Genomic DNA, 20,911 nt, shown 5'->3' with positions numbered 1-20,911 from the left:
TTCCGATTACTGCTGCCCGTGCACCTGTTGCACCGCAGCCACCGCCAGCATATCTTCACCGCCGCCGCCCAGACGAATGCCGCGCACCGGACAGGCATCGAGATAGTCGACGCCCACCGCCAGCCGCAAATGCTGCCGCGTACTGCGCGTGTTATTGGTGATATCAAAGCTGTGCCAACTGCCATCCAGCCAGGCTTCAACCCAGGCGTGGGTAGCAACGTGTTCAACGTTGTCAGTATACAGATAGCCACTGACGTAGCGCGCCGGGATCCCCAGGCTGCGACAGCAGGCGAGAAACACGTGGCTGTGATCCTGGCAAACGCCGCTGCCGGCAGCAAACACTTTCGCCGCGCTGTCGCTCACCTGCGTGCTGCCGGGCTGGTACGGCATTTTCAGCAGCAGCTCGTCCATCAGTTTTTCCAGGCTGGCGAGCGGTTTCTCCGCCTGCCAGTAGCGCCGGGCGAAGTCGCGGATTGCCCCGTCCGGCTGGGTCAGCGGCGTGGCGCGCAGAAACACCAGCGGCGACAGCGTCGATTGCGGATCCGGCGCCAGCTCGCTGGCATCCAGAATCTCGACCACGCCGCGCGCGGCTATCTCCAGCAGCTGATGCGGCCTGTCCAGCGTCAGCACGTGCAGCACGTTGCCATAAGCATCCAGCGTGCGCGTCGCCTCACACGGCAGATCCAGCTGCCACGACAGCACCTGTTGGTGCACCGAATTCTGCGGCGTCAGGCGCAGATACTGGGTGCTGAGTTTTACCTGCTGCTCATAGGCGTACCAGGTTTTATGCTCAATGTTCAGTCTCATTTCGCCTCCAGATAGGTGTGATTGATGCTCTCCGCCAGCGCGTTGATGCGGCTGAGAAAATAGTCCAGCCACGGCTGCAGGCCGTCGCGCGTCAGGCTCTCCCAGGTGCTGAAGCGCATCTCCGCCAGCAGGACCGCACTGAGATAGCGCGGGCGATCCTCGCCGCTGCTGCCAATCTGCTCCAGCTGGCTGGCGATCTCTTCAATGCAGGAGTGCAGCGAGCGCGGACTTTCGCTGCGCAGGATCAGCATTTCGTTGACCAGCGGCGGCATCAGCTGCTGCTTAAAGATGGCGTTGTAGGCCTCGCGCGCCGACACCGCGCGCAGCAGGCTGTCGAGGCAGTAATATTCCCGCACCGTGTCGGGATGTTGCTCCAGCAGCTGCTGGTTAACGCTCAGCAGCCGCGCGGTGCCGTCGCTGCGCTCCATCAGCGTGCCAAGCCGGATAAAACGCAGCGCATCGCCGCGCAGCAGCGTGCCGGACATCGCGCCGCGAAACAGATGCGAACGCTCTTTCACCCAGTCAAAGAAGCTGTCGGCACTGGCCGGCGAGATGCCGCGGCGGCGCGTGTTGCGCATCTCAATCCACGTCGAGTTAATGCTTTCCCACACTTCGGATGACAGGCAGCCGCGCACCGCGTGCGCGTTGTTCCACGCCGCCTGCCAGCAGCTGAAAATACTGCTCGGGTTACGTTCATCCAGCGCGAAGAAGTTGAAAAGCTGCGGCATGGTGCAGCGCCCGTTGAGGGTTTCAAACAGCTGACGCGTGCCGGTCAGGTTGAGCGGCAACAGCAGTTCGTCGCTCTGGCGATTGCGCACCGGCATCAGCGACAGGCGATGGGTCACATCCAATACCCGGGCAAGTTGTTCTGCGCGCTCCAGATAGCGCGCCATCCAGTAAAGGCCACTGGCCGTCCGGCTTAGCATGATGTGTCATCCTCCAGCACCCACGTGTCCTTGGTGCCGCCGCCCTGCGACGAGTTCACCACCAGCGAGCCTTCGGTCAGCGCCACGCGCGTCAGGCCGCCCGGCACCAGCCGGATATCCGCGCCGTACAGCGCAAAAGGCCGCAGATCGATATGGCGCGGCGCCAGACCGTTGTCGATAAAGGTCGGGCAGGTGGAGAGCGACAGCGTATCCTGCGCGATGTAATTGTCCGGCCGCGCCAGCAGCCGCTCGCGGAACTCGCTCAGCTGCTGCTGGCTGGCGACCGGGCCAATCAACATGCCGTAACCGCCGGCACCGTGCACCTCTTTCACCACCATCTGCGCCAGATTGGCCAGCACGTAGCTCAGATCCTGCGGCTTGCGGCACTGCCAGGTGGGCACATTGTTGAGGATCGGATCTTCATCAAGGTAGTAGCGGATCATTTCCGGCACGTACGGGTAGATCGACTTGTCATCGGCGACGCCGGTGCCGATCGCATTGGCCAGCACCACATTGCCGGATCGGTATACCGACAGTAATCCCGGCACGCCGAGCATCGAATCCGGCCGGAAGGCGAGCGGATCGAGGAAGGCGTCATCCACGCGGCGATAGATCACATCCACTTTGCACGGCCCGGCGGTGGTACGCATCAGCACCGCGCCGTCTTTGACAAACAGATCGGCGCTCTCCACCAGCTCCACGCCCATCTGCTGGGCGAGAAAACTGTGTTCGAAGTAGGCGCTGTTGAAACGTCCCGGCGTCAGCACCACCACCACCGGATCGTTAACCGGCGAGCTTTCGCGCAGCGTCTGCAACAGGTGCGACGGATAACGCTCCACCGGCGCGATATGCTGCGCGGCAAACAGCTCCGGATAGAGGCGCATCATCATTTTGCGGTTTTCCAGCATGTAGGAGACGCCGGACGGCGTGCGCAGATTATCCTCCAGCACGTAATAGTCGCCGTCGCTGTTGCGTACCATATCGACACCGGTAATGTGCGCGTAGATCTGGCGATGCAGATCGACATCCTGCATACAGGGCTGATACTGATCGTTAACCAGCACCTGCTCGGCCGGCACGATGCCGGCTTTGAGAATATATTGCTGATGGTAGATATCGTGCAGGAAGGCGTTGAGCGCCTGAACGCGCTGGCGAATGCCGCGTTCCAGCATCGCCCACTCGCTGGCAGGAATGATGCGCGGCACGCTGTCGAACGGAATCAGCCGCTCGGCACCGCCGTCGTCACCGTAGACGTTGAAGGTGATGCCAACGCGATGAAACAGCAGTTCTGCCTCTTCACGTTTACGCGCCACCGCCTCTTTGTCCGCCTGTTGTAACCATTCCCAGTAATGCTGATAGTGAGCGCGGTGCTGACCGTCGCTCTGCAACATCTCATCGTAGAAGGTTGATGCTATCTGGTCGCGTGCTTTCATGATTTACCCGGCGCTTGTCAGAGGACCTGACTTCTCTCCTGCACAAAGTGTGCCAGAGGCCCGCCGCCGCAACGGCACGCGCGCCCCAAAAGCGGAGCCGCGCCGGATAATCGTTGCCTTGCACCTTACTGGTGCATCAGCTGCTGCGCCACTGGCAGCCAGATTTCGGTCATTGCTCCTTCGCCGCCGGTAAACGGGTCGCGATCCGGCAGCGGCACGCGCTGGATCTGCTCTTTCGACGCGCGCAGCCGGGAGGGTTCGTCGCGCACGGTTTCCGGTGACATCCCTTCAGGATAGGCGCCAACGGTGAAAAAGTCGTCGGAGGCAAACACCTGTTTATGGCCCACGCCGGCCGGGATCAGCACCGCATCCCCTTCACGCAGCGTCACCATGCGGCCGCTGTCGCCGCCAAACAGCACTTCCGCCCAGCCCGCGCCGACGCCCAGTACCTCATGGGTATTGGGATGATAGTGGGTGTAAGGAAAAATCGGCGCGCGCCACGCCGCAGGCCAGCCGCTGGCGCTAAAGGTTTTTTCAAACCAGGCCGCACTGTCCTCCTCCTCTTCCGGCACCATGCACGGCCAGATGATCAGCGGCAGCGGATTATTGGGTACACCGCCGGACGGCAGCGATAACATTAAATGCTGCGGGTTACCTGACGATCCCGCGGAAAAGGTACCGGCGGCGAAAGACATCAGTAACAGCAGACTGGAAGATTGGGCAGACATACTCTTTCTCCGGATAGCCACGTTGCCTAATTGTGGCAAAGCCACCGGGCATTGCAATGTGCGCACACCGGCAAAATTCACATAAAAGAATGATTTAGCTTACTAAAGCCAAATTACTTATTAACATATTTAACATTTCGTGGCATGCCCTGACGCGCCTCGTTTACCCGGCGTCTGCCGCAGCAAAAAACAGGCAAAAAAAACCGGTGGATTTCGCCACCGGTAGAATCAACAGTTGATTCAAAGGCACTGACAGGTTATCGCAGGCGGTCAGCGATGGGTTTCACCACGTTCTCCCCTTCGCGACCATAAAACTGAAACAGCGTCTCGGCTGCCGCCTCGGTGAGCACCATGATTTCAATGCGGCGGTTACGTGCGCTGAGCGGATCGGCTTTGTCCAGCGGCATACGGGATGACATGGCATTCACCTGCAGCACGCGCGTGCTTTCCAGCCCGCCGCGCTCCAGCGCGCGCCGCGCCGCCAGCGCACGGTCACCGGAGAGATTCCAGTTGTTGTACGCCGCGTTGCCGCTGTACTGCGCGGCGTCGGTGTGGCCGCTGATCATGATTTTGTTGTCGATGCGGTTAAACACCGGACCGAGTTCAGTCAGCAGGCGCTGGTAAAACGGTGTCAGCACCGCGCTGCCGCGCGGGAACATCATGCGATCCTGGTCATCCTGAATCAGGATACGCAGCCCCTGCGGCAGGGTTTCCAGCGTCAGCAGGTTCTGGGCGTGATAGCTGTTGATGATGCTCTGGATCTGCTGACGCAGCTGCGCCAGCTCGGCGTCAGAGCGCGACAGCACGCTATCCAGATCTTCCTGCGGCTGGCTGGCGTTACTGTTGCTGTCGCTGTTTTCCGCGCTGGTGTCACTGACGGTGGCGCCCTCGGTCGGCGGCGCAATCGCCAGCGTTTCACCAATGATGGCGGAGCCGCGTCCGGTTTCGACATCGAACGGATTAAAGCCGGAACCGTTAAACACCGAGGTGCCGTTAAGCTGCGCGACAATCTCCTTACGCTCGTCTTCGGTGACGGCGCCCATGATCAACTTTGTGGTGGTGACCAAAGGGGCCGAGCGTATTTCTGAAGTGTCGGCGCGCTTTACCCTCGACGCGCTGCCGGGCAAACAGATGGCGATCGACGCCGATCTCAACGCCGGGCTGATCAATCAGGAACAGGCGCGCGTGCGGCGTCAGGATGTGGCCAACGAGGCGGACTTCTACGGCGCGATGGACGGTGCCTCCAAGTTTGTGCGCGGTGACGCCGTCGCCGGCATCATGATCCTGCTGATCAACGTGCTGGGCGGCATCCTGATCGGCGTTTTCAAACACGGTTTACCGGCCGGCCAGGCGTTCGAACAGTATGTGCTGCTGACCATCGGTGACGGTCTGGTGGCGCAGATCCCGTCGCTGTTGCTGTCGACGGCGGCGGCGATCATCGTGACGCGCATCAGCGACGGCGCTGACATGGGCGAGGAAGTGAAGTCGCAGCTGCTGGCGAAACCGGCCACGCTGTATACCGCCGCAGGCGTGATGTTTGTGCTGGCGATTGTGCCGGGCATGCCGCACATGGTGTTCCTCGTCTTCACCGCCCTGCTGCTGTTCGCCGCGTGGCGCCAGAGCCGCGTGGTGCAGAAGCCGACGCAAAGCCATGTCGACATGGAAGCGATCAATCAGGCGCTGGCGCAGCCGGACGAACAGCCGACCATCAGCTGGGACAATATTCCGCTGGTCGAGCCCATCGGCCTTAACCTGGGCTACAAGCTGGTCACGCTGGTGGACAAAGGCAAAGGCGCGCCGCTGACCCAGCGTATGCGCGGCGTGCGCCAGGTGGTGTCGGAAACCAGCGGCGTGCTGCTGCCGGAGATCGCCCTGCGTGAAGATTTCCACTTAAAGCCGTCGCAGTACGCCATCAAGATCAACGGCGTTCGCACCGCGGTGGGTGAAGTGCACGCCGACCGCCTGATGGCGCTGCCGACGCCGGATCAGTACGGTGAGATCGACGGCCTGCTGGATACCGATCCCGCGTACGGTATGGCGGTGACCTGGATCCTGCCGGAGCAGAAAGCCAAAGCGCTGAATCTGGGTTATCAGGTAGTCGACTGCGCCAGCGTGGTGGCCACGCACGTCAACAAAGTGGTGCGCGAAAACCTGCCGGAGCTGTTCAACTACGATGATATTACTCAGCTGCATCAGCGGCTGGCGAGCGTGGCACCGAAGCTGTCGGAGGATCTCAACGCGGCAGTGAACTACAGTCTGCAGCTCAAGGTGTATCGTCTGCTGCTCAACGATCAGGTATCGCTCAAGGACATCACGACCATCGCCACCACGCTGCTGGAGAGCGTGGCGATCACCAAAGATCCGATCCTGCTGACCTCCGACGTGCGTTATGCGCTGCGCCGCGCCATGGTGGCGGCGATTGCGCCGGACAACAAACCGCTGTCGGCCTATACGCTGGATAACAGCCTGGAAAACCTGCTGCTGGCAGCGCTCAATCAGGCGCAGCAGGGCGGCAAAGTGGCGCTGGACAGTTTCCCGGTCGACCCTAACATTCTCACCCAGCTGCAGAGCACGCTGCCGGTGATGATGGAGCAGCTGAAAGCGCAGAACCTGACGCAGGTGCTGCTGGTGACGCCGCAGCTGCGGCCGCTGATTGCGCGCTACGCCCGGCTGTTCGCCAGCGGGCTGAATGTGCTGTCGTATAACGAGGTACCGGACGATGCCAATCTGCAGATTGTCGGGCAGGTGAGCTGATGCGTTGCGGAAAACTGTTATAAAAAAACACCGCTGATCTGTCTCTGCCGCCCTTCACTGTTATGTGGTTTACTGGCAGGCAGTGATATTCAGAGGTGAATAATGGACGCGATTAAACAAATTCTGATCGATGAAATCGACACGCTCAACCGCGAAGAGCGGCGCGATAATCTGCCGCGTTTTAGCTTTAACTTCCTGAAAACCCATCCGGGGCTGTGGGGCGTGATGTACCTGTGCTACGGCCTGTGCGTGGCGCTGATTTTCTCGACTGAGATGCTCGGCTGGCCGGCCTTCTGGTTCGCCACGGTGTTCGTGCTGGTGATGAGTTTTCTGATGTTGCTGGACATCAACCCGAAATACCGCTTCGAGGACATCGATACGCTGGATCTGCGCGTGTGCTACAACGGCGAGTGGTATTACGTGCAGCCGGTCTCACAGCAGGCGCTGGACAAGATCCTTGAGAATCCAGGCACGCCCGAGCGCGTGCGCAGCGGCATCGATCGCCTGATGCAGCAGAAAGGAGAAGTGGATTTTTATGATGTCTACTACCTGACCTGGGGCCATCAGCGCGCCGCGAAGATCTGATCGGGCAAATTCATTCCTGCTTCCATGGTATTTATAAGCCCTTAATGACTCACTGCTTAATTACTACCCCCAGCGTCTTTACACAGAAGGTATGCGAAGCTAAAGAGGGTAGTAAGACAACGCCTCAAGGCTGGGTCAGGAAGTTTCGCCGCGCGCACCAAATCAAAACGCCGGCACGCCGCTGTGAAAGCGCAGCTCAGCGTCCGGCTCGCTGATCAAGCGCGCTTCCGCTGCCCCGATCGCCCGCACGCGCGGCGCGATATCCTTCGGTGAAATCTGTGCCGCCAGCGTCAGGTAATCCTGATAGTGGCGCGCTTCGGAACGCAGCAGCGAGATGTAAAACTTCTCCAGCTGCGCATCCAGATACGGCGCCAGGCTGGCGAAGCGCTCGCAGGAACGCGCTTCGATATACGCCCCGCAAATCAGTTTATCCACCAGCGTATCCGGTTCATGGGTGGTCACTTCACGCAGCAGCCCTTTGGCGTAGCGGCTGGCGGTGATCTTACGATAGGGCAAACCGCGCGCCTGCATGATTTCCCACACCTGATAAAAGTGGTGCAGCTCCTCTTTGATCAGCAGCACCATCTTTTCCACCATCTCATCAGCCCACGGCAGTTCATTGCGCACAATGATGCTTTTGCTGAGATTCTTGTGGGCATTGATAAAATCGCTGTCGTGATTCTCGCCGAAAATAAAATCTTCGTACGGCTGCAGCCACGCCAGAATCGCGTCGCCACTGGGTTTATCCGCGACGTATTTGCGAATCAGCCACACCGCGGTCTGCGCCGCTTTCAACTCGCATACCATGTGATCGGTAAGCAGCAGCGTGAGATTTTCCGGCTTGCGCGCTTCATCAATCCACGCCTGCGGCGTGCGGCACTGTAAAAACTGGTGAATGGGGTCTAATAGCGAAGCGTAATTCATCGGAGGTTCTTTGCTGGCAGGAAAATTACCGGGCGGCACGTGCCGCCCGTCAGGGCTTAGTGACGCACACCGTCATCGTCTTCGTCGTCGATCTCTTCGCCGTCGTCTTCATCTTCGGCATCCGGATCTTCAAAGTAGGTGCCCCAGCCGTCGTAATCGACGTTGTATTTCCCGACCAGATTCACCAGCTGCTCGACCTGCGCGTCAATCAGTTCCGGCTTCAGCGCCGATTCGCTCAGGATGTCGACGCACATCACGGTGCTGCCGTCTTCCAGCTCCAGCTCTTCCGGCTCGGTGACTTCATAGCCCAGCTTGAAAGCGTCAACCGCGGCTTTCTCCAGCGAGTCGAAGTTGTTGCAGGAGAGATGATGCTCGATGGTGTAAAGCGCATCCGGATCGCTGCCGTCTTCCAGCAACTCTTCAATGATCAGGCGCGTCTCTTCGCGCTGTTCTTCCAGCAATGCTTCGTATGCCATGGGCGTGTCCTCAAAATGGTGGCAGTGAATGCAATTATTTTCCCACACTGCCTCGCGCGCCACTACACAAAACAGAAAGTTTCTTATCGCTGGGGTTGAAAATGCATATTCATACGGTTAGATTGAATTTTAATTCATTATTGATGTAATGCGGAGCGCAGTATGAGTCAGCTGTATTCGAGACATTTCCTGAGATTGCTGGATTTCACCCCAGCCGAAATCACCGGTTTGTTATCACTCGCCAGTGAATTAAAACAGGCAAAGAAAAACGCCAGCGAAACCCAGTACCTGAAAGGCAAAAACATCGCGCTCATCTTCGAAAAAGACTCGACCCGTACCCGATGCTCTTTCGAAGTTGCCGCCTACGATCAGGGCGCTAACGTCACCTATCTCGGTCCGAGTGGCAGCCAGATCGGCCATAAAGAGTCGATGAAAGACACCGCGCGCGTACTGGGACGCATGTATGACGGCATTCAGTATCGCGGCTACGGTCAGGCGCTGGTAGAGACGCTGGCCGAATATGCCGGCGTGCCGGTGTGGAACGGCCTGACCACCGAGTTCCATCCGACGCAGCTGCTGGCTGACCTGCTGACCATGCAGGAGCATCTGCCGGGCAAAGCACTGAACCAGATGACGCTGGTGTACGTCGGCGATGCGCGCAACAACATGGGCAACAGCATGCTGGAAGCGGCGGCGCTGGTGGGGCTGGACCTGCGGCTGGTGGCGCCGAAAGGCTGCTGGCCAGAAGAGGAGCTGGTAGCGCAGTGCCGCGCGGCTGCACAGCACACCGGCGGCAAAATCACCCTGACAGAAGAGATTGCCGAAGGCGTGCAGGGTGCTGATTTCATCTATACCGACGTCTGGGTATCAATGGGCGAAGCGAAATCAGTGTGGGAAGAGCGCATCGCCCTGCTGCGTCCCTATCAGGTGAACAGCGCGATGCTGGCGCTGACCGGCAATCCGCAAGTGAAATTCCTGCACTGCCTGCCCGCGTTTCATGATGACCAAACCACGCTCGGACGGCAGATGGCCGAACAGTATGGTCTGCACGACGGCATGGAAGTCAGCAACGAGGTGTTTGAATCCGACCATAGCGTGGTGTTTGACCAGGCGGAAAACCGCATGCATACCATTAAAGCGGTGATGGTGGCGACGCTGAGTCAGCGCTAAGCCTGCGCGGCGCAAACGTTTACCTCGCGCGTGATTTCTGCTTGATGCGGCTCAGTGATTGCGTATAATGCGCCACAATTTGCCGGAGGAAACATGCAACAGCGCAGCGCACAATTTGCCGCTCCCGTACGCCTGAATGCAGGCGGCGCACCTGTTTCTTTCCGTCATTCATCGATCGCCAGAAAGCCCCTGTAAAGGGGCTTTTTTTTGTCCGCAATCCGGCAGCGCAGAGGAGAGAGCTATGGCCAACCCGCTATATCGCAAGCACATTATTTCCATCAACGACCTCAACCGCGATGAGCTGGAGCTGGTGCTGCATACCGCCGCCCAGCTGAAAGCCCATCCGCAGCCGGAGCTGCTGAAACACAACGTTATCGCCAGCTGCTTCTTTGAGGCTTCAACGCGCACCCGCCTGTCGTTTGAAACCGCGATGCACCGGCTGGGCGCGTCGGTGGTGGGGTTTGCCGACGGCAGCAACACCTCGCTGGGCAAGAAAGGGGAAACCCTCGCCGATACCATCTCGGTGATTGGCACCTATGTGGATGCCATCGTGATGCGCCATCCGCAGGAAGGGGCGGCGCGGCTGGCCACGGAGTTTTCGGGCGGCGTGCCGATCCTTAACGCCGGTGACGGCGCCAACCAGCACCCGACGCAGACGCTACTCGATCTGTTCACCATCCGGGAAACCCAGAGCCGCCTCGATAACCTCAACGTGGCAATGGTTGGCGACCTGAAATATGGCCGCACCGTGCATTCGCTGACCCAGGCGCTGGCGAAGTTCAGCGGCAACCGCTTCTACTTCATCGCACCGGATGCGCTGGCGATGCCGTCCTACATCACCGATATGCTGGATGAACAGAACATTGCCTGGTCGCGCCACGACAGCATCGAAGAAGTGATGCCGGAGCTGGATATTCTCTACATGACGCGCGTACAGAAAGAGCGTCTCGATCCCTCAGAGTATGCCAACGTGAAAGCGCAGTTCATCCTGCGGGCGGCCGACCTGGCCGGTGCGCGCGATAACATGAAGGTGCTGCATCCGCTGCCGCGCATTGATGAGATCACCACCGATGTCGACAGCACGCCGCACGCCTGGTATTTCCAGCAGGCCGGCAACGGCATCTATGCCCGCCAGGCCCTGCTGGCGCTGGTACTGAATAGCGAACTGGCACTGTAAGGAGCAGAACGATGACCCACGATAACAAACTGCAGGTTGAAGCCATCAAACGCGGCACGGTGATCGACCATATTCCGGCGCAGGTCGGCTTTAAGCTACTGTCACTGTTCCGCCTCACCGAAACCGATCAGCGCATCACCATCGGCCTTAATCTGCCGTCGGGCGAGATGGGGCGTAAGGACCTGATCAAAATCGAAAATACTTTTCTGACCGATGATCAGATCAATCAGCTGGCGGTGTACGCGCCGCACGCCACGGTGAATCGCATTGATGAGTATGAAGTGGTGGCGAAGATCGCACCGACGCTGCCGGAACGCATCGAGCGCGTGCTGACCTGCCCCAACGGCAACTGCATCAGCCGCAGCGAGCCGGTGTTCTCCAGCTTTGCGGTGAAACAGCGCGACGACGATGTGCACCTGAAGTGTAAATACTGCGAGAAAGAGTTCGCGCGCCACGTGGTGCTCGGTCACTGGTAATCGCCCGTTTCCTCCCTATAATGGGGCGAACATTTTCGCGGCGGGCAAGGGTTCGCCGCGCATGCCTAAGGAGAAACAATGTCTCGCGAAATCAGTACTGAAAAAGCCCCGGCAGCGATTGGCCCGTACGTCCAGGGCGTGGATCTCGGCAGCATGATCATCACCTCCGGCCAGATCCCGGTCGATCCGGCCACCGGTGCGGTTCCGGACGATATCGCCGCGCAGGCGCGTCAGTCGCTGGAGAATGTGAAGGCGATTGTGCTGGCCGCTGGCCTGCAGGTGGGCGACATTGTGAAGACCACCGTGTTCGTCAAAGACCTGAACGATTTCGCCACGGTCAACGCCACCTATGAAGCGTTTTTCACCGAGCATCAGGCCAGCTTCCCGGCGCGCTCCTGCGTGGAAGTGGCGCGTCTGCCGAAAGACGTGAAGATTGAGATCGAAGCCATCGCGGTACGTCGCTGATTTAGCTGTCATCAATCACACAGCATGCAGGGGGCGTATCCGTGCGCACCTGGCGAGATCGCCAGGTCGTCATCAATGACGACCCTGCATAGTTCGTGACTTCCGAACTTCCCTATCTCGACGATCGCAGCAGTTTCTCCAGCGGTCGCACCAGCGCCAGCACCGTTTCATCCTGCACCTGCGCCGCCGCATCCAGCTGGGCGTGCATCTGCGCCACCTCGCCTGCGCCATAGGCCTGATTGCGCTCCAGCGCATTCACCAGATCCAGCCCCATCCGGCTCAGCTCAGCGACCTGGCGCACCTGCGGCTGCAGCGCTTTCAGCTGATAGTTGCCCAGCACCAGCGGCATCACTGCATCGCTGTTGCGCTGCCAGCGCTGCAGCTGATGGCGCAGGGCGCTGGCGGCAGCATGATCGCCGCGATTGGCAATCAGCGCATCCACCTGCTTATCCAGCAGCCGCACCGGCTCGCTCTCGGCTGGCAGTACGTCCGCCAGCCGGTTCAGCGGCTCAAAAGAGTCATAATGCCCGGCCTGAAACTTCAGGTGCTGGCGGGTGTAATACTGCGCCGGTTCCAGCACTTCCGCCAGCACGCGCAGCGGAGTGATATCGCTGCTGTTGGCCAGCCGCATCATCTGCACCTCGGCCTGCTGATGCTGCTGCAGGCCGACCGACACCGTCCCCCAGCGATCAATCGCGCTGAGCCGCTGGTACATATTCTCGCTGTCGGTCACATCCTGCGCCGACCACAGCCGCTCCGCCACCACAAAGGCGCGCGGCCACAGCCGCGTATCAATCACCCGGCTATTCACGTTCTCCGCCCACAGCGCCGCTTCACCGCCCAGCAAATCATGCTGCAGCTGAGCGGGCGTGGGCAGTACCGGAGCAATACCGGCCGGTATCTGCGCCAGCCTGCTGCCTGTGGTCGGATAGCGCACGTTGCCCACCAGCACGTAGCCGGTCAGGCTGTCACGCGTCAGCGTCACCACCGGCTGAAACGGCCCCATCCAGCTGTCGACGCTGAAGGTCAGCTGCGTCGGTGATAGCCAGCGAATGTCGCTGACCTGGCGTCGCGCCTTGCCGCTGAAATCGATAAAACCGCGCCAGCCGTTTTTGCTCTCAATCAGGGTGAAACTGCCCTGCACCGCGCTGCCTTTCAGACGCGGCATAGTGAACTGCCAGCTTTGCGCCTGATCGTCGGCGCGCAGTTGATCGACGCCGTTCAGCCCCTGCGGCCAGGGATCATTGCGATAGTGATACGCGGCGCTCTGCGGCTGGTCGAGATAAAAACCGGTGGAAAGAATGCCGCGATACCCCTGCTTTACCACTTCGCTCAGCGCGTCCTGCCCCTGCCACGACTGAATCACAATACTTTTCGGCAGGTCGGGATGGTACACCTCATCCCAGCCAAGCATGCGCCGCTGATGCGCGGCGAGAATCTTCTCAACCCGCTGGTTGAACCACGCCTGCAGCGCATGGGCGTCCTGCAGGCCGTGGTCACGCATAAACTGCTGAATCTTCGGTGAGGCGTTCCACTGACTGGGATCGACTTCATCCCCGCCGATGTGAATGTAGGGATCGGGAAAGATCGCCGCGACTTCGCCAATCAGCGTATCGATAAAGCGAAACACCGCTTCATTGCTGGGATCGAGCAAGGGTTTAAATACCCCCCAGCCGCGCTCCATGGCATATGGCCCCGGCGCGCTCATCAGCTCCGGCATCGCTACGGCCAGGGCGGAAGCATGGCCGGGCAGATCGATTTCCGGCACCACGCGCACGCCGCGCTGGGTGGCATAGTGCACCAGCTCGCGCATTTGCTGCTGGCTGTAGAACAGGCCATCACTGGCCTGCTGCTGCAGCTGCGGATAGTGACTGGAAGCAAAGCGCCAGCCCTGATCGTCGGTCAGGTGCCAGTGAAACACATTCATGCGCGCCGCGGCGATACCATCAATCTGCCGCTTGAGGGTTTCCAGCGGCAGGAAATGGCGCACCGGATCGATCAGCACGCCGCGCCACGGGAAGCGCGGCCGATCGTCAATGGTGACAAAGGGAATTTGCGTGCCGCTGGCGGTGTTGGCGATCAGCTGCAGCAGGGTTTCCATGCCGCGCATCGCGCCAAAACGGGTAGGTGCCTGCAGCAGTACGCCACTGCTGCTGACCTCCAGACGGTAGCTTTCGTCGCTGTCCGGTTGCGGTAGCGGATCGACCGCGTCGGCAATACGGACCTGAATGGCGGGACGATCGCTGGCCGGGCTGGCGGGCAGCAGCGCCCAGCCGGTTTGCCGCGCAATGCGGGCGCGCCAGCGCGCTTCGGCCCCTTCCAGGTGATCGCCGGTGATGTGCAGCGAAAATTGCGGCGTCAGGGTAAACGCGCCACCGCCAGCGGGCTGCGTCACCTGCTGTGGCCATGGCATCAGCGGCAGATCGCCTGCCGGTGCGGCCTGCGTGGAAAACGTCAGGGAACACAAAACGGCCAGCAGCGTACGGGGCAGAAGCATGGTGGGCATCCTTGTAAGGCAAAACGGTGGGCCGGAAATGGCGCAAAACGCTCATTAAACCTGTTTCGCAACGCAAAGCAAGTTGCAACCGGCTGAAGTTTGCCCGGCTTAAAACTTTTCAGTGTAGCGGCTGTTGACCACTGCACGGCTTTCAGGCGCTGGCCGCGCTTCTTTGCGACAGGTCAAAAACAGTGCGATTAATTCCCTCTGAAACACCACATGTTGCGATTACACTCCTTAAAATTATCTACATGTAGTTTCCAGCGGAGAAAGGGAAGATGGCAACGGTAGTGATTAAGCGTGACGGCTGCAGGGTGCCGTTTGATGCCCGGCGCATTGAAGCTGCAGTGCGGGCCGCCGCGCAGGCCGCCCAGGTTGACGACCTGGCCTGGTGCACGACGGTCGCTCAGCAGGTCAGCGCGCAGCTGGCAACCCAGGCTGAAGTCGATATTCGCGACATCCAGTGTGCCGTGGAAGAAGCGCTGATGAGCGGACGCTGGCCGCAGCTGGCGCGCGCCTATATTGAATACCGTCACGACCGCGATCTGGCGCGCGAGCAGCGCGGCAAGCTGCATCATGCCATTCGCGGCCTGGTGGAACAGACCAACGCGGCGCTGCTCAACGAAAACGCCAACAAAGACAGCAAAGTGATCCCGACGCAGCGCGACCTGCTGGCCGGCATCGTGGCCAAACATTATGCCCAGCAGCAGTTGCTGCCGCGCGATGTGGTGCTGGCGCACGAGCGTGGGGAAATCCACTATCACGACCTCGACTACTCTCCCTTCTTCCCGATGTTTAACTGCATGCTGATCGATCTGCACGGCATGCTGACGCACGGCTTCAAAATGGGTAACGCCGAGATTGAACCGCCAAAATCCATCGCCACCGCCACCGCGGTGACGGCGCAGATCATCGCGCAGGTCGCCAGCCATATTTACGGCGGCACTACCATTAACCGCATTGACGAAGTGCTGGCGCCGTTTGTCACCCTCAGTCTCGACAAGCATCGCCAGATTGCCCGCGAATGGCAGATCGCTGACGTGGAAGCTTACGCGCGCGCGCGCACGGAAAAAGAGTGCTACGACGCGTTTCAGTCGCTGGAGTACGAAGTCAATACGCTGCACACCGCCAACGGCCAGACGCCGTTCGTCACTTTTGGCTTTGGCCTCGGTACCGACTGGGCGGCGCGCCTGATTCAGCAATCGATTTTGCGCAACCGCATTGCCGGGCTGGGCAAAAACCATAAAACCGCGGTGTTTCCTAAGCTGGTGTTCGCCATTCGCGAAGGCGTCAACCGCCGCGCCGGCGACATCAATTACGACATCAAACAGCTGGCGCTGGAGTGTGCCAGCAAGCGCATGTATCCGGATATCCTCAACTACGACAAAGTGGTGGAAGTCACCGGCTCGTTTAAAACGCCGATGGGCTGCCGCAGCTTCCTCGGCGTTTACGAGGAAAACGGCGAGCAGATTCATGAGGGCCGTAACAACATCGGCGTGATCAGCCTCAACCTGCCGCGCATTGCGTTAGAAGCTCAGGGAGACGAAGCCCGCTTCTGGACGTTGCTGGATGCACGCCTGGCGCTGGCGAAGCGGGCGTTGATGACCCGCATTGCCCGGCTGGAAAAAACCAAAGCGCGCGTCGCGCCGATTCTTTACATGGAAGGCGCCTGCGGCGTACGGCTCAACGCGGACGACGAGGTAGGCAAGATCTTTCGCAACGGCCGCGCCTCGATCTCGCTGGGCTATATCGGCCTGCATGAAACGCTTAACGCGCTAAGCGGCAACGCCGTGCATCCGTATGATGCCGCGCACCTGCGCGCAACCGGCGTGGCGATCGTGACGCATCTGCGCCAGGCGGTGGATGCGTGGAAAGCGGAAACCGGCTACGGCTTTAGCCTGTACAGTACGCCCAGTGAAAACCTGTGCGATCGCTTCTGTCGCCTTGATGCCGCCGAATTCGGCGTAGTGCCGGGCGTGACCGACAAGGGCTATTACACCAACAGCTTCCATCTCGACGTAGAGAAAAAGGTCAATCCGTACGACAAAATCGACTTTGAAGCGCCATACCCGGCCATCGCTAACGGCGGCTTCATCTGTTACGGCGAATACCCCAACATTCAGCACAACCTGCGGGCGCTGGAGGATGTGTGGGATTACAGCTATGACCGCGTGCCCTATTACGGCACCAACACGCCGATCGATGAGTGCTACGAGTGCGGCTTCAGCGGCGAGTTCAGCTGTACCAGCAAAGGCTTTACCTGTCCGTGCTGCGGCAATCACGATCCGGCGCGCGTTTCGGTCACGCGCCGCGTCTGCGGCTATCTTGGCAGTCCGGATGCGCGGCCGTTCAACGCCGGCAAGCAGGAAGAGGTGCAGCGCCGTGTTAAACACCTTGATACCGGACAGCTGGGATGATGCACATTCATCGCTACTACGATGTGGATATCGTGAATGGTCCCGGCACGCGCTGCACGCTGTTTGTCGCGGGCTGTGAACATCAGTGTCGCGGTTGCTACAACCAGAGCACCTGGCGGCCTGACTCCGGCGTGCCGTTTACGCTGGCCATGGAGGAGCAGCTGATCGCCGATCTGCAGGATCAACGCATTCCGCGTCAGGGGCTGTCGCTGAGCGGCGGCGATCCGCTGCATCCGTACAATGTGCCGCATATTCGCCGGCTGGTGAAGCGCGTGCGGCGCGACTGTCCGGATAAAGATATCTGGCTGTGGACCGGCTACACCCTGGCGGAGCTGACAGCGGCGCAGCGTGAAGTGATTGCGGAAATCGATGTGCTGATTGATGGACGTTTCATCGAAGCGGAAAAAGATGCGCGGCTGCTGTGGCGCGGCAGCCGCAATCAGACTATCTGGTATCTACGCCAGCCACAGCGCGAGGATGCCGAGCAGCATACCGCTGACGGCCACGCCGCAGAAGGCGATCCACAGCGCGCGCGGTGGGAACGCGCGATGCAGCATCAGTAGCGACGGCACGCTGACCGCGGGCAGCGTCACCAGCAGCGCCAGCGCCGGTGCGACGCCCATGCCCGCCAGCATCATGGTTTGCACGATGGGGATTTCGGCGGCGGTAGGGATCACAAACAGGCAGCCGGCGATGGCCATCAGCATCACCCAGAACAGCGTATTCCCTACCGCGCCGTCCGCGTGCGGAAACAGCCAGACGCGCGCGGCGCCGAGCAGCAGTACCGCCACGATGTAGAGCGGAATGGTGTTACAGAACAGCCGCCACATCACGCGCAGCCAGCGCGTCACAAACCGTTCATGGCTTTCGTGCGGCAACAGCGGCGCGGCAACGGCGGTTTCCGGCACGCTGCGCTGCACCAGCATGGCAATGCCCAGCACCATCACCCCACCCGCCACCAGCCGAATGGCGGCAAACTGCCAGCCGAGCACAAAGCCCATAAACACCAGCGTTGCCGGATTGAGCAGCGGATTCACCAGCCAGAACGCCATCGCCGCGCCGCTTGAAACCTGCGCCTGGCGCAGGCCGACGGTCACCGGCGCGGCACAGCAGCTGCACATCATGCCCGGGAGGCCAAAACCGGTGCCGACCAGCGTGGCCCCCAGCCGGTTGCTGCCCATCAGGCGCAGCAGCCAGCGGCGCGGAATCAGCACCTGCACCAGCGAGCCCAGCACCACGCCGAGCACCGCGGCTTTCCACACCGCGAGAAAATAGACCATGGCGTAATCCAGCGCGGCGCGCCACGGCGAATCTGCGGCATTGGCAAGAATAGAGCGGCCGATGGAATGGGTTTCTGCGGCCGTGAAGGCTTTGCCATAGTAAGGCTGCCATTTAACGTACCACAGGCCGATAAGCACCACAGCGAGGAACAGCAGCGGTTTCCACCAGGCGAAGCGGGCCGCTGGTGCAGGTGAGGCGAATTGGGTCATGACCGGTTCCGTATTCAACTGAATAACATATGCCGCGCGGAGGGCGCGACGCAGATCCCACAGTGTTATTCAGGTTATGCCCGTGTGCCAGCGTCGTCACGCTTAAACTTGATCTGTCTCCGGAATTTAACCAATCCCGCCTGTGCCGGCTGGCTTGCGTTTCCGCGCTCAGGGTCCAGACTTGTCTGTTGAAACGTGTCACGCACAGCAGGTGCGTGACCAGCAAGGAGGAGAAAGATGAGCAAGAAAATAGCGGTTCTGATTACCGATGAATTTGAAGACTCAGAGTTTACCTCACCGGCCGAGGCCTTCACCAAAGCGGGCCATGAAGTGGTCACCATTGAGATGCAGGCGGGCAAAACCGTGAAGGGAAAACAGGGCAAAGCCGAAGTCAAAATCGACAAGGATATTGACCATGTCAGCCCGGCCGAGTTCGACGCGCTGCTGCTGCCCGGTGGTCATTCGCCTGACGCGCTGCGCGGTGACGATCGCTTTGTCACCTTTACCAAAGAGTTTGTCGCCAGCGGCAAACCAATTTTCGCCATCTGTCATGGTCCGCAGCTGCTGATCAGCGCGAACGGCGTGCGCGGTCGCAAAATGACCTGCGTGAAAGCTATCGCCATCGATCTGCGTAATGCCGGCGCGGACTTTTACGATAAAGAGGTGGTGGTTGATGATGACAAGCTGGTTACCAGCCGCACGCCTGAAGACCTGCCCGCGTTTAACCGCGAATCCCTGCGCATTCTGAACGCAGCGTAAGGCGGTCGCCCGGTGCGCCTCTGCGCGTGCCGGGCTAACGCTGCCAGACAATCTTTTTGCCAAACCCCAGCGCGTTATCGGTCATTTTCAGCTCATCCAGCGTAATTTCCCACAGCGGCGCGGTGACTTTTTTTGCCACCGGAAAGCGCGCCTGATAGGCCTTCAGCGCCTGCGCCTCATCGGTCAGCTGAATACGCCCGCGATACTGCACACCTTTAATCAGCAGCACCGTTTTCGGCTGGCCGTTCACCGTGCCGGCGACGCGTGGATGACGCGCCATCAGCGCGCCGTGACGCGTATCGGCTTCGGTCATCAGCCAGAACGCCATGCGCGCTTCATCGAACACGTAGAAACAGTTGGCGCACCATAGCGCATCGCCGTCACTGGCACACAGCGACAGCACGTGCTGCTTTTTCAGATAGCGAATCAGATGAGAATGGTCAGACAAGAGCAACTCCGTGCGTTGATAGCGATGCGGCCGCAGGCGCGTTACACTGCCCGCCAGCACATGAACGAGGTTTGTAAATGGAACAGGGCTGGCAGCTGTATATTCTGCAAACCGCCGCCGGGATGCTTTATACCGGCATCACCACTGACGTCAACCGTCGCCTGCAGCAGCACCAGCAGGGGCGCGGTGCCCGTGCGCTGCGCGGCAAAGGTCCACTGACGCTGGTGTTTCACTGCGCGGCTGGCGATCGCGCGGCGGCTTCCCGGCTGGAGTATCAGGTAAAACAGCTGAGCCGGTCGCAGAAACTGCTGCTGGTTGCCCAGCAGCCGGCCTGCTTAACGGCGTGGTTTAGTCGATACGATTGAAAGGTGCCGAGAAGGCGATCAGCCCTTCTGCCCCATCGAACGCGTCGTCCGCCAGTTTATACACCTGAAACGCCGCTTCGCTGCCGGGCCAGCGGCAGTGCAGGCCGTGGCGCGCCGCCGGTTCAAAGCCGAGCGGATTGTAGAACTGCGGATCGCCCAGCACCACCACGGCGCTGTAGCTGAACTCATTGAGCGAATCGAGCCCTTCATACACCAGCTGTTTAGCAATGCCCTGACTGCGCACCGAGGCATCAACCGCCAGCGGCGCCAGCGCCACCCAGTTACGATCCTCGCCCTGCAACGTCACCGGACTGAAGGCGGCATAACCCAGCACCTGGCCTTCGTCATCGGTGGCCACCACGCCCAGCGTGAGTAAGCCGTCTTCACGCAGCTGCTGTACCAGTTCCGCTTCGGCTGCGGTGGCAAAACTGCGCTTTAACAGGCTGTCGATGCCTGCCGCGTCCACACCAATTTCAGTACGAATCAACATGAGATCCCCGCGCGCGCCTCAGCGGCCTTCGCGTCCTGTGTCATTCCTGCCTCAACAAAAGCAGCCAGCTGCAGCAACCCCGTGCGCAATGGCGTGGGCATGGCGTCCAGTTCTATGGCATCCATCAGATTCTTCACCTCCAGTCCCAGCTCCGTGTCGCCCTCAATCACCAGACGGCGCTGAAAGAACAACATATCGGGGTCGGCTTTGCGTGCTGCTACCAGCAGCAGATCGTTGGCTTCGCCACGAAACCAGACATCTGCTTCGGCATCGCGCGAAACGGTCAGGCGCCCGTCCTGCAGCGTGGTGATCCAGCGCAGATTGACGTCCGCGATCTCAATGCCGAGATAGCGCCCTTGCAGAAAGTCTAACTCACCTTCAGCCAAAGCATGACGAAATTGCCAGTTTAGGAGTTGTTGCAAAACCGTTTTTTTCACGGCGAATGGTGTTAGCGACACCGGTAAAGCGAGGAATTCCGGCCCTTTTTCAATTAACAGGCCGCGTAAGCGTGCGAACATGCGCTG

The 20,911-nt window shown here is 60.1% G+C and carries 21 protein-coding genes and 1 pseudogene; 10 read left to right on the top strand and 12 right to left on the bottom strand.

Annotated elements, in window-relative coordinates; genetic code table 11:
• Positions 1–6 precede the first annotated feature (6 nt).
• The 5 genes from ERD80_RS03870 to ERD80_RS03850 form a co-directional block, all read right to left on the bottom strand.
• A complete protein-coding gene (locus ERD80_RS03870) occupies positions 7–807 on the bottom strand; it encodes a transglutaminase family protein (RefSeq protein ID WP_058759558.1) in 801 nt (266 codons plus the stop codon).
• Entirely contained in the window at positions 804–1,733 is a 930-nt protein-coding gene (locus ERD80_RS03865) for an alpha-E domain-containing protein (RefSeq protein ID WP_136545808.1), read from the bottom strand. Before ERD80_RS03865 ends, ERD80_RS03870 begins: the two co-directional genes overlap by 4 nt.
• A complete protein-coding gene (locus ERD80_RS03860; protein ID WP_058770669.1) occupies positions 1,727–3,166 on the bottom strand; it encodes a circularly permuted type 2 ATP-grasp protein in 1,440 nt (479 codons plus the stop codon). The genes ERD80_RS03865 and ERD80_RS03860 overlap by 7 nt, the downstream gene beginning before the upstream one ends.
• 125 nt (positions 3,167–3,291) lie before the next feature.
• Positions 3,292–3,894, bottom strand: a complete 603-nt coding sequence (locus ERD80_RS03855) for a hypothetical protein (protein ID WP_058774872.1) — start codon at positions 3,892–3,894, stop codon at positions 3,292–3,294.
• Between the two features lie 257 nt (positions 3,895–4,151).
• Positions 4,152–4,937, bottom strand: coding sequence for an OmpA family protein (locus ERD80_RS03850; RefSeq protein WP_132465897.1), 786 nt, complete (start codon positions 4,935–4,937; stop codon positions 4,152–4,154).
• On the opposite strand from ERD80_RS03850, the gene ERD80_RS03845 reads away from it, so the two are divergent.
• On the top strand, positions 4,936–6,648 hold the full coding sequence (locus tag ERD80_RS03845) for an FHIPEP family type III secretion protein (RefSeq protein WP_104188035.1): 1,713 nt from the start codon (positions 4,936–4,938) through the stop codon (positions 6,646–6,648). The genes ERD80_RS03850 and ERD80_RS03845 overlap by 2 nt on opposite strands.
• 102 nt (positions 6,649–6,750) lie before the next feature.
• Positions 6,751–7,233, top strand: coding sequence for a YlaC family protein (locus tag ERD80_RS03840; RefSeq protein WP_021507677.1), 483 nt, complete (start codon positions 6,751–6,753; stop codon positions 7,231–7,233).
• A gap of 162 nt (positions 7,234–7,395) precedes the next feature.
• Here ERD80_RS03840 and miaE read toward each other — a convergent pair whose 3' ends face one another.
• Positions 7,396–8,157 (bottom strand): tRNA isopentenyl-2-thiomethyl-A-37 hydroxylase MiaE, encoded by a 762-nt coding sequence (gene miaE / locus ERD80_RS03835; RefSeq protein ID WP_088516037.1) that lies wholly within the window; start codon positions 8,155–8,157, stop codon positions 7,396–7,398.
• Between the two features lie 56 nt (positions 8,158–8,213).
• On the bottom strand, positions 8,214–8,633 hold the full coding sequence (rraB, locus tag ERD80_RS03830; RefSeq protein ID WP_010615961.1) for a ribonuclease E inhibitor RraB: 420 nt from the start codon (positions 8,631–8,633) through the stop codon (positions 8,214–8,216).
• Positions 8,634–8,795: 162 nt separating this feature from the next.
• On the opposite strand from rraB, the gene argF reads away from it, so the two are divergent.
• The 4 genes from argF to ridA all read left to right on the top strand — a co-directional run bounded on the left by argF (position 8,796) and on the right by ridA (position 11,921).
• Positions 8,796–9,803 (top strand): ornithine carbamoyltransferase, encoded by a 1,008-nt coding sequence (gene argF / locus ERD80_RS03825; RefSeq protein ID WP_136545806.1) that lies wholly within the window; start codon positions 8,796–8,798, stop codon positions 9,801–9,803.
• Between the two features lie 241 nt (positions 9,804–10,044).
• Complete coding sequence (gene pyrB / locus ERD80_RS03820) at positions 10,045–10,980, top strand: aspartate carbamoyltransferase (protein ID WP_058770675.1); 936 nt, start codon at positions 10,045–10,047, stop codon at positions 10,978–10,980.
• An 11-nt stretch (positions 10,981–10,991) separates the two neighbouring features.
• Complete coding sequence (gene pyrI, locus ERD80_RS03815; protein ID WP_010615964.1) at positions 10,992–11,456, top strand: aspartate carbamoyltransferase regulatory subunit; 465 nt, start codon at positions 10,992–10,994, stop codon at positions 11,454–11,456.
• Between the two features lie 78 nt (positions 11,457–11,534).
• Complete coding sequence (gene ridA, locus ERD80_RS03810; RefSeq protein WP_010615965.1) at positions 11,535–11,921, top strand: 2-iminobutanoate/2-iminopropanoate deaminase; 387 nt, start codon at positions 11,535–11,537, stop codon at positions 11,919–11,921.
• 112 nt (positions 11,922–12,033) lie between these two features.
• Here the strand turns inward: ridA and ERD80_RS03805 are convergent, their stop codons facing one another.
• Positions 12,034–14,418 (bottom strand): family 20 glycosylhydrolase, encoded by a 2,385-nt coding sequence (locus ERD80_RS03805; protein WP_136545804.1) that lies wholly within the window; start codon positions 14,416–14,418, stop codon positions 12,034–12,036.
• Positions 14,419–14,696: 278 nt separating this feature from the next.
• Between ERD80_RS03805 and nrdD the strand changes: the two genes are divergently transcribed.
• Both nrdD and nrdG read left to right on the top strand, forming a co-directional pair.
• Positions 14,697–16,835 carry an anaerobic ribonucleoside-triphosphate reductase gene (gene nrdD / locus ERD80_RS03800; protein WP_136545802.1) on the top strand — a complete coding sequence of 713 codons (2,139 nt, stop codon included), beginning with the start codon at positions 14,697–14,699 and terminating at the stop codon, positions 16,833–16,835.
• Positions 16,832–17,296, top strand: a pseudogene (gene nrdG, locus ERD80_RS03795) (anaerobic ribonucleoside-triphosphate reductase-activating protein); the annotation flags it as partial. The gene nrdD and the pseudogene nrdG, both read left to right, overlap by 4 nt.
• Here nrdG and ERD80_RS03790 read toward each other — a convergent pair.
• Positions 17,291–18,325 carry a permease gene (locus tag ERD80_RS03790; RefSeq protein WP_136545798.1) on the bottom strand — a complete coding sequence of 345 codons (1,035 nt, stop codon included), beginning with the start codon at positions 18,323–18,325 and terminating at the stop codon, positions 17,291–17,293. The pseudogene nrdG and the gene ERD80_RS03790 sit on opposite strands and share 6 nt — an antisense overlap.
• A gap of 237 nt (positions 18,326–18,562) precedes the next feature.
• On the opposite strand from ERD80_RS03790, the gene ERD80_RS03785 reads away from it, so the two are divergent.
• Positions 18,563–19,084: a type 1 glutamine amidotransferase domain-containing protein gene (locus tag ERD80_RS03785; protein WP_021507686.1), complete on the top strand. Its 522-nt coding sequence runs from the start codon at positions 18,563–18,565 to the stop codon at positions 19,082–19,084.
• Positions 19,085–19,118: 34 nt separating this feature from the next.
• Here ERD80_RS03785 and ERD80_RS03780 read toward each other — a convergent pair whose 3' ends face one another.
• A complete protein-coding gene (locus ERD80_RS03780; RefSeq protein WP_127833609.1) occupies positions 19,119–19,532 on the bottom strand; it encodes a YhbP family protein in 414 nt (137 codons plus the stop codon).
• Between the two features lie 77 nt (positions 19,533–19,609).
• On the opposite strand from ERD80_RS03780, the gene ERD80_RS03775 reads away from it, so the two are divergent.
• Entirely contained in the window at positions 19,610–19,897 is a 288-nt protein-coding gene (locus ERD80_RS03775) for a GIY-YIG nuclease family protein (RefSeq protein WP_136545796.1), read from the top strand.
• On the opposite strand, the gene ERD80_RS03770 is transcribed toward ERD80_RS03775, so the two are convergent.
• Entirely contained in the window at positions 19,881–20,387 is a 507-nt protein-coding gene (locus ERD80_RS03770; RefSeq protein WP_021507689.1) for an N-acetyltransferase, read from the bottom strand. The two genes, ERD80_RS03775 and ERD80_RS03770, sit on opposite strands and share 17 nt — an antisense overlap.
• Complete coding sequence (locus tag ERD80_RS03765; RefSeq protein WP_058759570.1) at positions 20,381–20,905, bottom strand: SCP2 domain-containing protein; 525 nt, start codon at positions 20,903–20,905, stop codon at positions 20,381–20,383. The genes ERD80_RS03770 and ERD80_RS03765 overlap by 7 nt, the downstream gene beginning before the upstream one ends.
• Between the last annotated feature and the right edge of the window lie 6 nt (positions 20,906–20,911).

Source organism: Pantoea sp. R102 (assembly GCF_004916815.1).
Taxonomy (GTDB): domain Bacteria; phylum Pseudomonadota; class Gammaproteobacteria; order Enterobacterales; family Enterobacteriaceae; genus Pantoea; species Pantoea dispersa.
Note: the sequence above shows the minus strand (reverse complement) of the source record. Positions and strands in the feature narration are given on the sequence as shown.